Annotated in this window: 10 protein-coding genes and 2 pseudogenes; 3 read left to right on the top strand and 9 right to left on the bottom strand. The window is 56.7% G+C overall.

Features of this window, described 5'->3' with window-relative positions; genetic code table 11:
- Positions 1-88: 88 nt before the first annotated feature.
- Together ACYZTK_RS24100 and ACYZTK_RS24095 are read right to left on the bottom strand one after the other, a co-directional pair.
- Positions 89-931 (bottom strand): PhzF family phenazine biosynthesis protein, encoded by an 843-nt coding sequence (locus ACYZTK_RS24100; RefSeq protein WP_462012107.1) that lies wholly within the window; start codon positions 929-931, stop codon positions 89-91.
- Positions 932-958: 27 nt separating this feature from the next.
- Entirely contained in the window at positions 959-1,657 is a 699-nt protein-coding gene (locus ACYZTK_RS24095) for a glutathione binding-like protein (protein WP_462012106.1), read from the bottom strand.
- A 396-nt stretch (positions 1,658-2,053) separates the two neighbouring features.
- Here ACYZTK_RS24095 and ACYZTK_RS24090 point away from each other — a divergent pair, with 396 nt between their 5' ends.
- Positions 2,054-2,728 (top strand): histidine phosphatase family protein, encoded by a 675-nt coding sequence (locus ACYZTK_RS24090; RefSeq protein WP_462012105.1) that lies wholly within the window; start codon positions 2,054-2,056, stop codon positions 2,726-2,728.
- Positions 2,729-2,957: 229 nt separating this feature from the next.
- Here ACYZTK_RS24090 and ACYZTK_RS24085 read toward each other — a convergent pair whose 3' ends face one another.
- The 5 genes and pseudogenes from ACYZTK_RS24085 to ACYZTK_RS24065 all read right to left on the bottom strand — a co-directional run.
- Positions 2,958-3,665: a hypothetical protein gene (locus ACYZTK_RS24085; RefSeq protein ID WP_462012104.1), complete on the bottom strand. Its 708-nt coding sequence runs from the start codon at positions 3,663-3,665 to the stop codon at positions 2,958-2,960.
- A gap of 363 nt (positions 3,666-4,028) precedes the next feature.
- Entirely contained in the window at positions 4,029-5,069 is a 1,041-nt protein-coding gene (locus tag ACYZTK_RS24080; protein ID WP_462012103.1) for a hypothetical protein, read from the bottom strand.
- Between the two features lie 24 nt (positions 5,070-5,093).
- Positions 5,094-7,136 carry a lipase family protein gene (locus ACYZTK_RS24075; RefSeq protein WP_462012102.1) on the bottom strand — a complete coding sequence of 681 codons (2,043 nt, stop codon included), beginning with the start codon at positions 7,134-7,136 and terminating at the stop codon, positions 5,094-5,096.
- 539 nt (positions 7,137-7,675) lie between these two features.
- Complete coding sequence (locus tag ACYZTK_RS24070; RefSeq protein WP_462012101.1) at positions 7,676-8,311, bottom strand: contractile injection system protein, VgrG/Pvc8 family; 636 nt, start codon at positions 8,309-8,311, stop codon at positions 7,676-7,678.
- 303 nt (positions 8,312-8,614) lie between these two features.
- Positions 8,615-8,926, bottom strand: a pseudogene (locus tag ACYZTK_RS24065) (autotransporter domain-containing protein); the annotation flags it as partial.
- Positions 8,927-8,936: 10 nt separating this feature from the next.
- Between ACYZTK_RS24065 and ACYZTK_RS24060 the strand changes: the two are divergent.
- Both ACYZTK_RS24060 and ACYZTK_RS24055 read left to right on the top strand, forming a co-directional pair.
- A pseudogene (locus ACYZTK_RS24060) lies at positions 8,937-9,401 on the top strand (histidine phosphatase family protein); the annotation flags it as partial.
- A gap of 64 nt (positions 9,402-9,465) precedes the next feature.
- Complete coding sequence (locus ACYZTK_RS24055; RefSeq protein ID WP_462012100.1) at positions 9,466-10,521, top strand: permease; 1,056 nt, start codon at positions 9,466-9,468, stop codon at positions 10,519-10,521.
- A gap of 30 nt (positions 10,522-10,551) precedes the next feature.
- Here ACYZTK_RS24055 and tssF read toward each other — a convergent pair whose 3' ends face one another.
- Together tssF and ACYZTK_RS24045 are read right to left on the bottom strand one after the other, a co-directional pair.
- Positions 10,552-12,318, bottom strand: coding sequence for a type VI secretion system baseplate subunit TssF (tssF, locus tag ACYZTK_RS24050; RefSeq protein ID WP_462012099.1), 1,767 nt, complete (start codon positions 12,316-12,318; stop codon positions 10,552-10,554).
- An 87-nt stretch (positions 12,319-12,405) separates the two neighbouring features.
- Positions 12,406-15,657, bottom strand: coding sequence for an ImcF-related family protein (locus tag ACYZTK_RS24045; protein WP_462014968.1), 3,252 nt, complete (start codon positions 15,655-15,657; stop codon positions 12,406-12,408).
- Between the last annotated feature and the right edge of the window lie 77 nt (positions 15,658-15,734).

Raw genomic sequence — 15,734 nt, 5'->3', positions numbered from 1 at the left:
GCGGCGTGGCGCACAAACGCTTGTTGACCAAGAGAGCGTTACCGGTCCGGCAATAATCGCCGCCAGGACCGGTAACGCCGCGCTGGCGCTAGAGGCGCAAAGTGCCGCTGATGCAGGTGACCACAGGGCCGCCGACCCAGATTTCGTCCCCCACCTGCTCGACCTGGATGCGTCCGGCGCGACCCATGGTCACACCCTGGCTGACCACGTACGACGACGGCGCCAATCCCTCCTTGAGCAGCCACTGCGCCAGCCCGGCATTAAGGCTGCCGGTGGCCGGGTCTTCCGGCATGCCGTCACCGCTGATAAAGGCCCGCACCTCGAACTGCGCAGCATCGCCATCGCGCTCCGGATGCCAGGGCGCTACCACCCCGACGGCGAGGCCAAGCATTTGCGCATGGTCGGGTTGCAGGTCCAGCACTTGCTGGCGGTCTTCGAGCATCACCGCCAGCCAGTCGGCGCCGTTATCGACCCACTGGCTACGCACTATCGCGCCGGGTTCCAGCCCCAGTCCCAGGCGCACACGCTCTACCAGCTCCGGCTCGACCGGCCCGGTCCTGATCAGCGGTGGTGCGAGGAACGCCAGCTCCGCGCCTTGACGACGGATCCGCACCAGCCCGACTCCGCACTCCTGAATCACCTCCTCGCCCTTGGGCTGCCCGCCAGCTTCCAGCCAGGCATGACAGGTGCCCAGCGTCGGATGCCCGGCGAACGGCAATTCCTTGAGAGTGGTGAAAATCCGCACCCGGTAGTCGGCCCGCGGGTCCTGTGGCTGGAGGATGAAGGTGGTCTCACTGAGGTTGGTCCAGGCGGCAAACGCCGCCATGCGCTCGTCGCTCAGTTCATCGGCAGCCAACACCACCGCCAGAGGATTGCCCTTGAGCGGAGTGCGGCTGAAGACATCTACCTGTTTGAAATCGAATGAATGCATGGCCTTTCCCTGGTCTGATCGAGTGGGTTACTTCGGAATTTCCAGCCCGCGCATCACTGCCGGTCGTGCCAGGAAGCGTTCGAGCACCCGGGTGACGTTCTTGAAGTCCTTGATGCCCACCAGGTCGCCCGCCTCATAGAAGCCGATCAGGTTGCGCACCCAGGGGAAGGTGGCGATATCGGCGATGGTGTAGCGCTCGCCCATGATCCAGTCCCGGCCCTCAAGCCGAGTATCGAGGACCTTCAGCAGGCGTTTGCTTTCATCGACATAACGGCCCAGCGGGCGCTTGTCCTCGTATTCCTTGCCAGCAAATTTGTTGAAGAAGCCGAGCTGACCGAACATTGGCCCGATACCGCCCATCTGAAACATCAGCCACTGAATCGTCTCGTAACGTGCCGCCGATTCCTGGGCCAGTAGCTGCCCGCTCTTGTCAGCAAGGTAGATCAGAATCGCCCCGGACTCGAACAGCGCAAGCGGTTGATCGCCAGGACCATGGGGATCAAGGATCGCCGGGATTTTGTTGTTCGAGCTCAGCGAGATGAACTCCGGGGACAGCTGGTCATTGGTTTCGAAACTGACGCGATGGGGCTCATAGGGCAGCCCGATCTCTTCCAGCATGATCGAGACCTTGACGCCATTGGGGGTCGGCAGCGAATACAGCTGGATCCACTCAGGGTACTGCGCGGGCCATTTTTGCGTGATCGGAAACGCGGACAAATCGGTCATGGGGGCATCCACAGGGAAATGTACGCCGATCATAATCCGTAGGAGCTGCCGAAGGCTGCGATCTTTTGGCATTTTCGAGTCGTACACCCAAAGATCAAAAGATCAAAAGATCAAAAGATCAAAAGATCAAAAGATCAAAAGATCAAAAGATCGCAGCCTGCGGCAGCTCCTACGACGAGTTGTAACATCCTGTTGGTAACTTTTCCTACATCCGAGAAAGCATCCCGGTAGAGTGCAGCGCACCTGTCAGGATCGAACCAAATGGGCCTGAGACACTCTGATCTTTGCCCTTCGGAAACGGACCGGCTCAACGACATGGAAATCACCCGACGCTGGATGCTCGCGGTGTAAAGGTTTGTCAGCCTTAACCGAATGCGCTGAAGAACTCCTTATTCGATGATGAATATTTTGAAATTTGCCACTCGCTTCAAGCATCGTGCCTATCTGTTCCTGCCGGCGTTGCTCGCCACCAGCGCCGTGTTGCTGTCGCTGGAATCCAGCGAAAGCCGCGCCCAGCCGGCGGATGGCACCCAGACCCTGGTGTTCCTGCGCCACGCGGAAAAACCTGAAGGCGGCCTGGGCCAGCTCAACTGCCAGGGCTTGAATCGCGCCATCGACCTGGCGACCCTGCTCCCGGAGAAATTCGGCAAGGCCGACTACGTGTTCGCCGCGAACCCGACGCGCAATGTCGAGGAAGGCGAGCTGGACAATTCCTATAGTTACATTCGTCCCCTGATGACCATCAGCCCCAGCGCGATCAAGCTCGGTTTGCCGGTGAACATCAAATTCTCGGCCAACGACACCAGCGACCTGGCCGATGAGCTGCTCCACGACAAGTACCATAACTCGGTGATCTACACCGCCTGGTCCCATGGCTACCTGCCGGAACTGATCAACAAGGTGGCGGGCGATGCCGTCGGCAAAAAGCAGAAGATCACCGAAGACTGGGAATCCAGCGACTTCGACTCGTTGTACGTGCTGACCCTGACCTGGCACAACGGCAAGGCCAGCCTGGAAAGCCACACTTACAAGCAGGGCCTGGATAACGGTCGCCAGACCTGTCCGACGTAAGTGAAGGCGTGCCTCGCGGCAGATAACCACAGCATCGGCGCCTCCATTCGGGCTGGGGCGCCCTAGAGGGCGCCATCGTCCATGGGCTTTCAGCCGCGAATACAGAATTTCAGGTCGTGCAGTCCAACAACAATGCTCATCACCATAACCGCTCGGGAAACTCAACCTTTCTTAGAGGAAGCGCACTTTCTGGTATTGGATGCGTAAGCCCTTTAACCCCGATCTTCCCTTAAAATTTTTCGCCGTTGTTGCCGAAAATACGATAAGCGTAAGAAGTTAAACTATTCCCCCATTCATCCACCACAGCATAGCGCCCATAACCAGACATCTCCTTTTCAGGCAGTAGTTCGGGAAGTAACTGCGGACGTCGGCCTGGACATCGCGAGTAGTACCTCGGCGAAAAACAATACGAAACGCGGCCCGTTCGGATAGTTTGGAGCTTATAGTAATCAGGCCGCGCTTGACTCTGGGCCACTACACTGCCATCGGGATATGTAAACCTTATAAAATCTCCGACCTTATGAACTTTCGGTGCTTGAGACGTTATAAGAAAATCGGAATACAGGATAGGTTCAAAGTATATCTTTCGTGCGCTTGAAGCTCTATACATTGAATAGATGTACCCCACACCAGCAAGATTGATACGCCTCCTATAACCACCAAGATAACTTTCATGCAACCATGGATAATATTCCTTTTTGATCACTACATCTCCATCAATCTCAATATCTGCGCCTCCACGTGGCGAGTTGTTGTGATCGAATATCACTACCACCCCGCCACCTCCTCCATATTTGGTGGACTCACCAAATATGGCCGGATCTGCATAGGCCACACCAAACGTCACATTCGCCAGATGCCAATTGCAGTCACCACCGCCATCCTTAGGCACGTCGGCCGCGTAGAAGTCAGTGTTTCCTTGACGTTGCAGTTGCATATCGATGCCGTGACGCCCATCTATTTCAACTCGCTGCCCGCTAGCCCCATGAGTTATGCGCTTGCAAGTAGCTGAGCGATACATCACTTAGAGAGTCTCTACCTCTAACTCCTTAGGCACCTTTACAGTGATATTGATTTTCTCACTATCCGCAGGTGGAGCCAAGCTGTAGTCCTTCGTGCAACCACCCAAGACAACGATTATGAGCAGCAGCGACATGTTGTTAACGCGCTTCATCGTTTCGTACCCCACTCTCCTCAAGGAAGAGTTTTCTATTCAAGATAGAACCTGCTATAGCTGTTAAGCCACGCACACCTATATCAGAACAACAAATTAGGTTGTGCAGTGCAGAAACAGTGCTCCTCACCATAAGCGCTCGGGAAACTCAACCTTTCTTAGAGGGAGCGCACTCTCTGGTATCGGATGTGTAAGTCCTTTAAGCCCGCTCTTCCCTTCAAACTTCTCGCCGTTCTTGCCGAAAAGGCGATAAGCGAAGGAAGTCAATTCGTTACCCCACTCATCTGCCACTGCATAGCGTCCATAGCCGGGCATCTCCTTTTCAGGCCGCAGTTCGGGAAGCAACTGCGGACGACGGTCTGGACATCGCGAGTAGTACCTCGGTGAAAAACAATAAGAAACGCGGCCCGTTCGAATGGTTTGTAATTTATAGTAATCCGGCCGCGCCTGACTCTCTGCTACTACACTGCCATCGGGATAAGTGAATTTTATAAAACTCCCTATTTTGTGTATTTTAGGTGCTTGAGAGGCAACTAGAAATTCAGAATAAAGCACGGGTTCAAAATAGATTTTTCTAGCACTCGATGCTCGATACTTTAAATAGATGTGCCCTATCCCTGCAAGATTAACTCGTTTCCGGTAGCCACCCAGATAACTCTCATGCACCCAGGGGAAATATTCTTTTTTTATCGCCACATCTCCATCAATATTTGTGCCCGCGCCTCCTCGCGGCGAATTATTCTGATCGAACATCACTACAACTCCCCCACCCGCCCCATATTTTGCAGACTCACCAAACTTCGTGGGATTCGCATACGCGACACCAAATGTCACGTTCGCCAAATGCCATCTACAGGCGCCACCGCCATCCTTGGGCACGTCGGCCACATAGAGGTCAGTGTCACCTTGACGTTGCAGTTGCATATCGATGCCATAATGCCCTTCTGTTTCAACACGCTGTCCGCTGGCTCCATGTGTTATGCGCTTACAGGTAGCTGAGCGATACATCACTTCGAGAGTCTCTACCTCCAACTCCTTAGGCACCTTCACAGTGATATTGATTTTCTCGCTATCCGGAGGAGGTGCAAGGCTTCTGTCCCTCGAGCTGGCGCACCCGCTCAGGCTGAAACACATACAAAGGAACATGATTTGAATTTTTAGAGTCATGGTTGTTTCCTCCGCGTCTAAGGCTTAACCCCAAGTTTTCTCGTAATAGGCCAAAGGATCGGCCACTGCATCGAAACGCAGTAGCGCCTCGGCACCACCGTCCAGCTGCCGGGTTGACTGCAACGCCTGCCCCATCAAGGTCTGCAAGTGAAGAAACACCCGATTGCGGGAATGCTCATCCTCGGGAATGTTTGCAGCATGCTCTCTCAGTTGTTGCTCGAACTTCTGACGTTGCCCCTGTCGTTCCAGCAAAGGCTCACGTTCAGGATTGATCGACTCAAGCAGTTGGTTGTGGATGTAGGGCTGGTACTCCGACATAAAGTGGTTTCCGAGGCCCAGTAAACGGCCGGACTTAGGATTACCCTGAGGAGGGAAATATTTGGCCCGATTGACATTGTCCAGCGAACCGATCAAGCGCCCCTGAGCCTGTTCGGCCTGCTGGTCATCATCTGGACTAAGACTGGGCACCAGGTATAACTTGGCCTTTTCGGGCAGGCGGCGGGCAATCGTGTTGTGATACGGAGCGCCCAGACCGTCTTTGTTGCGAAAAGCTGGATAATCCGAGCCACGAGTCTGCAGGTGCTGCTCGGCCTTGAAGAACATGGCGATTTCGCCATGATGACAAAACGGATCGCCGCGTTTAATTAGAATATTAGTCGTCAGCTGCAGCATCGACCATGAGAAACCCAAAGTCGTACCCAACGGGCCATACAGGTCATATAAATAGTTATCCAAAGCGGCTTCCGGAGGTACGCTGGGGATAAGGTCAGTATCGTTGACATGTCGAAAGTGCATTATTCTATCGAGCGATGGCATCGCCTTTAAAGTGAAAGTCCGAGGCATGCCATAGGTGTAGAGCAAAGGTGTTTTTTCTTTAAGCGAGGCGGCATGAATTAGACCCAACGCTCCCCCAAGGCTGTGCCCACAAATAAACAATTTTTTGACATCCGCATCTTTAGATATGTAGTCTTCCAGTTCTTTCGCATACTTTCGCCTAGCTATCTTGAAAGCATCGCGAAAACCTAAATGAACGCTACCTTTCGACACCAGATCGGCACATGTTACTTTGTCTTCGCAGTTAACTGAAACCTTGGGTTTAACTGGCCGAAAGGTTACATCGGTACGCAAATCAGCAATGCCGTCCATTTCAGTTCCCCGCCATGCCACCAACACCTGTGATGCGCTAATGGCGTAGCAGAATTGAGTATGCCCTTCTGGCGGATTTGCCCGCGCTGTGTCCAATGATTCGGCAATGGTATAGCGGTCATTGAAAGGGACATCGTTCACGACACAAGGCCAAGCCTGGCCGTTATCCCAAACCCGTGGTGTCCGCGATAAATCCAGACACTGCTGATAAAAAAATTCTTCGACCGCACCGAGCTCCGAATTAGGGAGGTTGCTGTATGCCAATATACTCAGCAGACCCAAGTTGTAAGCATTAACAAGGCTGTACTCCGACTGATGATGCAAGACCATCGACCAAGCCCGAAACGGACAAACTTCAAGAACATGCTGCCGATTCAATTGTTCGTCGCTCACAGTGAAGCCTTGAAAATTCTGATCAGGAAAATGGAACAGGTACTCTTGACTTGCATCATCTAGTGAAGGAGTGAAACCTGGTTCCCGATCGCACAACTGCCCAATACGCAGATAGTGATACCCCTTACCCGCAGCCCGCGCCTGTAATTCGATCGGTGAGAATTCCGCACGTTGAGGGCCATACAGCGGCGTAGCATCACCCAAACCAGGGCGGCGCGGCTCCGGCCGCGCCGCACGTAATCGACGATTCTGCAGTTGCTCCGCCAGTGGATCAGCTTCCAGCAGCAGGGTAATGGCTAGCGGGTGCAGGTCTTCAATCCGAATAAGACCTTGAGCGTCACTTTGTCCAGTGTACTCAGGCACCATAGCTTCGCGAGTAGCCTCATTGGTTGCCCGGTATGGCATGTGCGCAAGCGGATCGCCCTGCTCGTCCAACAGCTGGAATTCAATCCAGTATTTTTTAGAAGCACCTGTCTGATAATTCTTACGTGGATTAAGCGTATCTGTCCGATGTGATGCGTCGTTCATGCCTGCCCCTTGATATTGATTGATTTAACAACTGCGGCGCAGTCGGTTATTCCAAAATGAACAAACGACAAGCACGAATAATTCGAATGCTCAGGCATCGCCTGAAACTTGGGAGTGTCAGCCCCGTTGTGGCTTGCACGCCCAAAACGTTGATAAAACCTTTGTAGCTTCTGAGAACAGTACAAGACCTGGTAGGACAATTACTAAAGCCACTTCCCCGTACTTCACAAACATCGGTATAAATGCCCGCGAAGGCACAGCTATTAAGAGTCTCAGCGGCGCCTGCAAGCACACCAGATGCCGGAGATAATTCGTACAGCGAAAGAACATAACCATCGAAATCACGATAGAAATATTCAGGAAAAGCGGAAGAGCCAAAAGTACACCAGAAACCCATCCATGCTCCGCACTCAACTGGACGTAAGACTGTATATCGCTATACAACGGAACCCTCTCCTCTGAAAAATTCAGGAAGCACACCCACGGGATATCCAAAAAATCCGCCCCATCCAAAAACACATATACATATCGGACTTTCATTAACTGATCCCTTTCAGCTCATTGACGGTGTCCGCGACCGCAGGCCGCCAGTGCCACGACTTGCCACCCGCCCAGACGTCATCGCCTTTGAGAAAAGTTTGAGCAAATAGGCTTCTACCGCCATAAGGATGGTGGGCGGATTGCGCTGCGATATGTTCATCGGCATCTTCGAGAAAGCGCTGCCATTCCTGAACTCTGTCGCGTCGGGTATTGGCGTCTACCGACTGGGGTGTGTAGATGCGGTACTGCTGGCCGCGGTCCAGCAGCGCCAGACGGGGCTGCAAGGTAACTTCGTAGCGAGCTGCGTTAATCGACGCAGACAGGCGATTGAAACCGGTGATCAGACCGTAAACGGTGCGTAGCGGATTGAACTCGGGGATGTTGAATCCACGCACAATCTTCGGTTTGCCGGCAGAAAAGAGGCTGAAGCTAGCTGTGCGATTGAGTATTTTTTTAGCTGCGAGGTCGAGGTCTACGGCGGTGAATTCGATGCAATAGGTGAAAGGCTGGCTGAGCTGCTCATCGCCGTGGAAGCACAGGGCGGCGAGGTAGGTGTCTAAGTCGTTGACGGACAGAGTGCAGAGGTTGTGATCGAAGGTGTGGACGTCGTATTCATTGGTGAATTTGGTAGACATGATCAGGCCTTCCTAGTCTGGATTGGACGGACAGGAAGGGCTTCGCTTCCACCCTGGTCCTAGGGTTTGGAAGCTTTGGCTAAGGCGGGTCGAAGAGGAATAGGACGTTTCTGGCGGGCGCGTAGGAAACTTCGTTATTTGCTAAAAGCGAAATTTCCTACTCGCTGCAAATACTGTTCTTACAGATAAACCTGTCCGAGATACCGCTGTTTTGCGGTGGCTGCGCAGTATTGGCAAGCTGTGCTTCCTCAGGCTCTCAAAAAAAAACCGCCCTTGCGGACGGCTAAAGTACTTCGACCGCGTTCAGAATCCGAGGCTGAAGCTGATCGTCATCGCGTGATCCTCGTTTTTGCTCGACACCTGCCCCGAATAACCGAGACCGAGCTTGCCGGTCGGGCGATCGAGTTTGGCGCTGTTGCTGTCGCCATCCATCTCGCGCCAGGCGCCGAGGACGCGCATCCAGCCGACGATTTCACCGTGGCAGCCACCGCTGCTCAGGCGGTTATCGCTCGGTGCCAGGGCACGACGCGGATTATCCGGGCCTCTGCAGGAGGGTTGGCGCATCTGGTCATTGACCGCATCGCGGACGTAGCGCGAGTCTTCGAGGATGGCGCTGCAGTACTGGCGCGCCATCGATCTCGCAACCCTGCTCCCGGAAAAATTCGGCAAGGCCGACTACGTGTTCGCCGCGAACCCGACGCGCAATGTCGAGGAAGGCGAGCTGGACAATTCCTATAGTTACATTCGTCCCCTTATGACCATCAGCCCCAGCGCGATCAAGCTCGGTTTGCCGGTGAACATCAAATTCTCGGCCAACGACACCAGCGACCTGGCCGATGAGCTGCTCCACGACAAGTACCATAACTCGGTGATCTACACCGCCTGGTCCCATGGCTACCTGCCGGAACTGATCAACAAGGTGGCGGGCGATGCCGTCGGCAAAAAGCAGAAGATCACCGAAGACTGGGAATCCAGCGACTTCGACTCGTTGTACGTGCTGACCCTGACCTGGCACAACGGCAAGGCCAGCCTGGAAAGCCACACTTACAAGCAGGGCCTGGATAACGGTCGCCAGACCTGTCCAACGTAAGTCTCTGTGCCGGGCAGGAGCTGGGCTATCATGACCCCTCTCCTTCTTGCCCCGGAACTTCTCCATGCCGCTCTCATCCGCAACTGCCCCCGCCCGGGGCTGGTCGTTCTGGTGGAAACCTGCGCTGTTCCTGCTGGTCGCCTGCATTGGCCTGTACTACGTCAAATGGTCGCCCTACTACGCCAAGGCCTTCCTCGCCGCAGATAACCACAGCATCGGCGCCTCCATCCTCAACGACGCCCAGACCGCGCCCCTGGCCGCTGCGCTGACCTACGCCAAGGTGTATTTCCTGGCGATCTGGAAAGCTGCCGTGCTGGCGGTGATCCTCGGTTCTCTTCTTCAAGTATTGATCCCCCGCGACTGGCTGTTGCGCCTGTTCGGCCGCGCCGGATTTGCCTCGACCGTGCGCGGTGGCCTGTTCGCCCTGCCGGGGATGATGTGCTCGTGCTGCGCAGCGCCGGTGGCCGCAAGCATGCGCCGCTCCAATGTCTCGGTAGGCGCCGCGCTGGCGTTCTGGATCGGCAATCCCGTGCTCAACCCCGCCACGCTGGTGTTCATGGGCTTCGTACTGGGCTGGGGCTTCACCGCGCTACGCCTGGTGGCGGGCATCGTGCTGGTGTTCGGCGTGTCGTGGGTCGCGCAGCGGATGTCCGGGCCGCAGGTACTGCCGGAAGCGGCTGTCGAAGCGGTGACCGAAGCCAGTACCGCGGACTCACAACCGTTCCTGGTGCGCTGGGGCCGCACGCTGTGGCAACTGTTCTGGAGCACCATCCCGGTCTACATCCTGGCAGTGCTGGTGCTGGGCGCGGTGCGGGTCTGGGTGTTTCCGCACATCGATGGCGCGATGGCCAACAGCCTGATGTGGCTGCTGCCGCTGGCGATCATCGGCACTCTGTTCGTGATTCCCACGGCGGCGGAAATCCCGATCGTGCAGACCATGATGACCCTTGGCATGGGTACGGCGCCGGCGGTTGCCCTGCTAATGACCCTGCCGAGCATCAGCCTGCCGTCGCTGCTGATGCTGCGCAAGGATTTCGATGCCCGCGTGCTGATGAGCGTGGCGCTGATGACCATGGGGATTGGGGTGGTGAGCGGGTTGATCGGGGCGGCTTTGTTGTAGATTTTGTGGTGCCCCTGAGGGCGCAAGCTTTCAGCCGGGAATACGCTGACTGTGGTTCTCGCTCCAGCGCAGGCACTTCCCGGTAGGTTGAAGGATCAGCGTGAGCTGGTTGAACAGGTGGATGTCGGCGTACAAAGCAAAGAAGCGATTGAGCATTTCGCCGAACAGGCAGATATCGCCCTCGCCGCTGAAGCCGTTGGTATCCACCGTCACTTCGATGTCTACGCCGCGCAGCAGGAAGCCTTTTTCGAAGCGTTCCAGCAGATGGTGGCTGACCTCGACGATGGCCGCCAGACGGCGCCGGTTCAGTTCGCAGCCGGTCCAGTCGTACAAGGCCAGCGTGCCGCGCAGGACTTCAGCGTTATCGAGCATTGGCAGGAAATTCGAGCCAAGGTGGCTGAGGACTCGCCAGTGGAATCGGTCGCGGTTGGGTGGATAGCACGGCAGGGTCGGGGCGCACAGGTTACGTACGCGCAGACCGGTGGTGGAGGCGCTGGCCAGCGTGTCGAGCAAGGTGCTTTGCACTGCCTTGCGGGGGAGTTGGCCGTGGGTGCCGGTAAGACGCAGGGACAGGCTTTTGTCGCCACGTACCAGGTCAGCATTGAAGCCTTCGCCGCCGAGGATCAGCCAGGTGTCATGCAAGCCATTGGCGCCGCGCTTCAAACGCGTGTGAAAGTAGCGCTCGGGTGCTTCGTCACGGAGCATGCCACCCTTGTGGCGAAAGCTGCTGAAAGGTACGTATTCCTCCTCACCGGCAACACTGATAGCGCTGACCTGATCCACCGAATAAATTTCGGTGTGGCCATCCTGCAAACACATCGGCCGCAGCAGGTAGTCGGTTTGCAGCGGCGCCAGCTCCAGCGGGTCGGCTTCCAGCGCAAACAGATTGATGACCGGTACCGCATGCAAACGAATATGTTCGGCGGTCAGAGTAAACGTCTTTGGCCACGCCTCACGCAACACTACTTCAAGCTCGAACCAGGTTGCCGTCGGCGCGAGCCTGACATGCTCCAGACCGCACAGGTTCACGAACATGAATTTCTCACGGAAGCTGAAGTACTCCAGCAGCAACTGATAACCACTGAAAGCGCTGTCACCCTTGGGCCAAAGTCGGTCCTCGTCGCCAAACCCTTTGGGCCCAAAGTAACCCTCGAAGAAGCGGCGCTCTTCCCCTTCCTGACGTATGTAGAGAGCCTGAGTATTCAGTGTCAGCGCATGATGCAGCGCGCTGGCGAATGGCGCATCTGCGTTCAAATACAGCGGCAAACGACTGAGGTCGATATTACTCCACGGGCACAAAGCCCCACGGGTGAAGCGCAGCCGCAGCAGCGAACGTCCGTCCGCTTGGTGCGCCAGGCCGACGGATTCCAGAGCAATCGGGCGTAACTTCAGGTCCTGGGTGGTGGTATAGCGGCAGCGCGTCTGTTGTGGTCCGACCGGTTGCGACAGCACTTCGAAGCCCGAGGCGAGCACCTCTTCGGTCTTGAGCAAGGCGATATCCGGCGCCAGCTCGACAATCGACAGCGATGGAATGGTGCGTAGGTAATGCGGCCACAACAGGCTGACCAGGCCCTCGGTCAGCTCTGGCAAATCATCGTCGAGTTTCTCGCGCAGGCGGCCCATCAGGAAGGAAAAACCCTCGAATAGACGCTCCACGGAAGGATCGGGAGCGCCCGGTTTGTCCAGGTTCAACTGCGCGGCACGGTCGGGAAAGGCTTGCGCGAATTCCTTGGCGGCTTCACGCAGATAGCGCATCTCGGCGTCGTAGTAATGCAGTGTCAGGTTGTCGTCGCTCACAATTAAAATCCTTATGCCTTATGAATGAGGTTCAGCCGCGGAGCACTGCGGCGGGTAATGGATCCGGGGCGATCAAGGCTCGCAGGCTCATTGGCTTTTCCTCTTTTTCACAGTGGGTTGCCGATGATCGTTTTCACTTAGAAAAATCTGCGTGGGCAGCGTGAAGTTTCTTAGCTTGAGCAGCGCCAACGGCCCCATCCCCAACTCGGTGCGCAGATTCCAGGTCAGGTCCAGGCCGTCCGGAGCCCTGAGTTGCAGCCTGTGCAAACTGTCGCTGTCGTTAAGCGGCGTAACTCGCGCCTGCTCCAGCAACCGGATCAATCCCCAGGTGCCTTCGTAATCGCCAAATAACCGCTGGTTGGCGATTACGCTGACCCAGCTCAACCGCGTCCCCGGATGACTGGTGAAGCCCGGCCAGCTGAAGCGCTGCCAGCTCTCCTTCTGGTTGAAGTAATCGTGTTTTTCGCCGTTGAGTACGAAGATGGTCTGCACCACGTCGCGCACCGGTTTGCCCCGCAGTTCGAAGCTGATACCCATGCCGCCATCGGTGTAGAGCACGTCCGCGAGGTGGCTGAGCTGATTGATCGAGGCGAGGAATTGCGGGTTGAAACGCAGACCCTGGCTGTGGCGCGGATCGGCTACCCAACGACTACCTTCCTTGCGCAGGACGCCACCGAGTTGCTGCTGCAAGAACTGTTCGATGCGGCCGGAATCAGCGCGGATCATCTGCCCCAACATCGGCAGAGACGAATCGCTGGCCGTTGCGGCGAAGGGATAACGCCCGGCAAAAGCGGCATGCCAGTCGCTGACAATTGCGCGCTGCCACTGCTGGTTGAGGCTGGCGGCTGAAGGTTGCAGCACCCGTTGCCAGGCTTGCTCCAGCGGTTGCACAAACAGCGTCTCACCCACCCTGCCCCACTCCGCACCGAGGCTGGCGGCAACCAGGCTGCCGTAGGATTGGGTGTCGGTGAGGTCAACGTTCTGGCCTTGGAACACGGTTTGCGCCAAGGCTTGGGTCATGGCTTGAGGGTCTGGCGCGGTGCTGACCTGCTGCAGCTTCAGGCGTACGCGGGTGACGCGGTTGAGGAAGGCTTGCAGGTTCAGGCGGTCACCCTGGTTTTCTTCCTTTCCAAGCAGAGCGAGCAGCGGGCCGAAAGTCGCGTCGAGGGGGCTGGTGCTAAATGGAGCCTGTTGATCGATCACCGGGATCTGATCCTGATTCATCAACTTCTGCGCGGACTTCACCAGCAATTCCGCCAAAGCTGGGCCTCGCACGCCCGCCTGGCCTTGATAGGACAGCGTATTCATCAGGGCAATCAGCGGCGACTGGCGTACATCACTCATCAACGTCAGCTGATCAATCACCGCACCCAGGCTGTCGACGTTCTGCCAACGCAGGCTGTTGAGGAAATCCAGCCAGGCGCTGGCGTAGTCATGGAAGTAACGCTCGGTCAGGCGCTGCTTGAGCACGTCCGGGGTCAGTTCGGCGGCGAGGTCCTGGGGATGGTCGCTGAGCACCCAGTCGATTTCCTCGCGTCTGGCTTCGGCAATGGCGTCGATGGCTTGGCGTACCTGGCCTTCCCAGGCCTGGCGGGTGAATACGCCGGGGATGCTTTTTCGGGTGCTGAACAAGGCCTGGGCGTCGGTGTCGTTGACCATCTGGTTCAGGGTCAGGTCGGGGTAATGGTTGGCCACGCCGTCGAGGACTTTTTGGTACAGAGTGGTCTCGGCATTTCGCTGGCCCATCTGGCCGAGCAGCACGCGTCTGGTCTGGGTGACCAGCGTGGGATCCGCCTCAATCCGCCATTCGGGATGCGTGGGTAATTGCTCGGCGTAGAACTTCCATAAGGTGGGTGACAATGCAAACCACAACCCCGGGGACATGCCTTCGCGCTCGGGCTGGGCATTGATCAGGGTCTTGCTCAGAAAGGCCGCGTCGGCTTTTTCCGGCCGAGCCATCATCAGGTAGGCCTTGAGTTGATCGTAAGCCTCACCGGCTCGTTTGCCACGCTCGGGGCTGTCGGGGGGCAGCTTGATCAGGGCGTTGAGTTTGGCTTGAAGGTTGGCCGCAGCCGGGTCTCGTAGCAGGCGGTTGTTGGCTTCGACGTAGATCGGCCAGACCACGTCGGAGAGGTTTTGATTCTGGTTGAGGCCGAAGCGTTGGTGCCATGGCGAACCGTGTTCGGCGCGGTAATCCAGGCGGGCTAATTCACGCACCAGTTGATCGAGGGCCTGCAATTGCGCGTCACCTTGGGCCGACTCGTGCAGGGTCGTCAGGGAGGTTTGCACTTGGGCGATCTGGGTGCGGTTGCTGAGGTAGGACAAGACCAATCCTGCGCTCCACACCAGCGCCACGCACACGGCGATTTTGGCACCCATCTGGATCGGGTGTCGGCTCAAGCGACGATTGTAAAAGGCCCTGTCGTCGATCACGCCCTGCCAGGCGGGGTCAACGGGCCAAAGGTGATTTTTGTAATCCTGGTGCTCCGGCAACGGCAGGCTGAACCACAACCCGCGTAACGGTAATCCCCGTGAGAACTCACCGAACAACGGCAGCAGCGCCTGGCGCCAGCGGGCAATGCCCTCGACTTGCAGGTCGCGGGACAGGCGCAGCATGAAGTCGTGTTTCATGTCCGTTTGCAGCTGCACCCAGCCACCGTCGTGGAGAGGTTTGATCAGTTGCTCAAGGCTGGTCTCCAGTTCCAACGCAGTGGCGTTCGCAGACAACAGGCAGCCGACCGGTTGCGATGGACGTTGGGGCTGGGGCCACTGGCTGTCGCAGACTTGCCACAGGTACAGGGGCAGTTGCCATTTCAACACATGAGCCAGCTCTTGCAGGTGGCGAGCGCCGGTGCCCATGGCGGCCGAGTCTGTGGTCTGCGCTTGATTAACCGCCCAGATCACACCATCCAGCGCGCGCCACCGGCTTAGGCAGCGGTATTGTTTCAGCTGGGCTTCGACCGGTTTGACCGCGATGCTGCCACCCCATACCAGGACGGTATCCTGGCCTTCCAGCCAGTGGTTGGCGGCAAGGCCGGGAGCGATGGCTTGAATCTGGTCGGATTCACCGACGACAAGCAGAAGGCGAATTTTGTAGCGCCAAAGATGGCCATGGCGTTTTTGCAGAATTGTTCTGATGTCGGCGAAAAATTGCGCCTGATTATCGGGCTTAGCAGCAACAATCGATGGCAAGAGGTGAGAAGTGCCAACCAACTGCTGAATGCCCCTTTGCACGGTTTGCCACGCCAGAAGCGCCACTACAAACAAAGTTGCCCACAGCAACGATCCTTTCAAGACTGCATCTTGGATCTCGTCGCGGCTGAGAGGTCGAGCCTCCATCCACAACCACCAGACCGCAGCACCTGAAGCCACAACTACAGCGAGGATCACAGCCAGCAATAGCGTCGTACGCCAAG

This window comes from Pseudomonas sp. LB3P31, from assembly GCF_054897945.1.
The sequence above is the reverse complement of the archived record's forward strand: the minus strand, read 5'-3'. Positions and strand labels throughout refer to the sequence as shown.

What these genes read in the sequence shown, in the direction of transcription:
- ACYZTK_RS24100 (WP_462012107.1), bottom strand. Translation starts at nt 931, where the DNA reads ATGCATTCATTCGATTTCAAACAGGTAGATGTCTTCAGCCGCACTCCG.
- ACYZTK_RS24095 (WP_462012106.1), bottom strand. Translation starts at nt 1,657, where the DNA reads ATGACCGATTTGTCCGCGTTTCCGATCACGCAAAAATGGCCCGCGCAG.
- ACYZTK_RS24090 (WP_462012105.1), top strand. Translation starts at nt 2,054, where the DNA reads ATGATGAATATTTTGAAATTTGCCACTCGCTTCAAGCATCGTGCCTAT.
- ACYZTK_RS24085 (WP_462012104.1), bottom strand. Translation starts at nt 3,665, where the DNA reads ATGCAACTGCAACGTCAAGGAAACACTGACTTCTACGCGGCCGACGTG.
- ACYZTK_RS24080 (WP_462012103.1), bottom strand. Translation starts at nt 5,069, where the DNA reads ATGACTCTAAAAATTCAAATCATGTTCCTTTGTATGTGTTTCAGCCTG.
- ACYZTK_RS24075 (WP_462012102.1), bottom strand. Translation starts at nt 7,136, where the DNA reads ATGAACGACGCATCACATCGGACAGATACGCTTAATCCACGTAAGAAT.
- ACYZTK_RS24070 (WP_462012101.1), bottom strand. Translation starts at nt 8,311, where the DNA reads ATGTCTACCAAATTCACCAATGAATACGACGTCCACACCTTCGATCAC.
- ACYZTK_RS24055 (WP_462012100.1), top strand. Translation starts at nt 9,466, where the DNA reads ATGCCGCTCTCATCCGCAACTGCCCCCGCCCGGGGCTGGTCGTTCTGG.
- ACYZTK_RS24045 (WP_462014968.1), bottom strand. Translation starts at nt 15,657, where the DNA reads ATGGAGGCTCGACCTCTCAGCCGCGACGAGATCCAAGATGCAGTCTTG.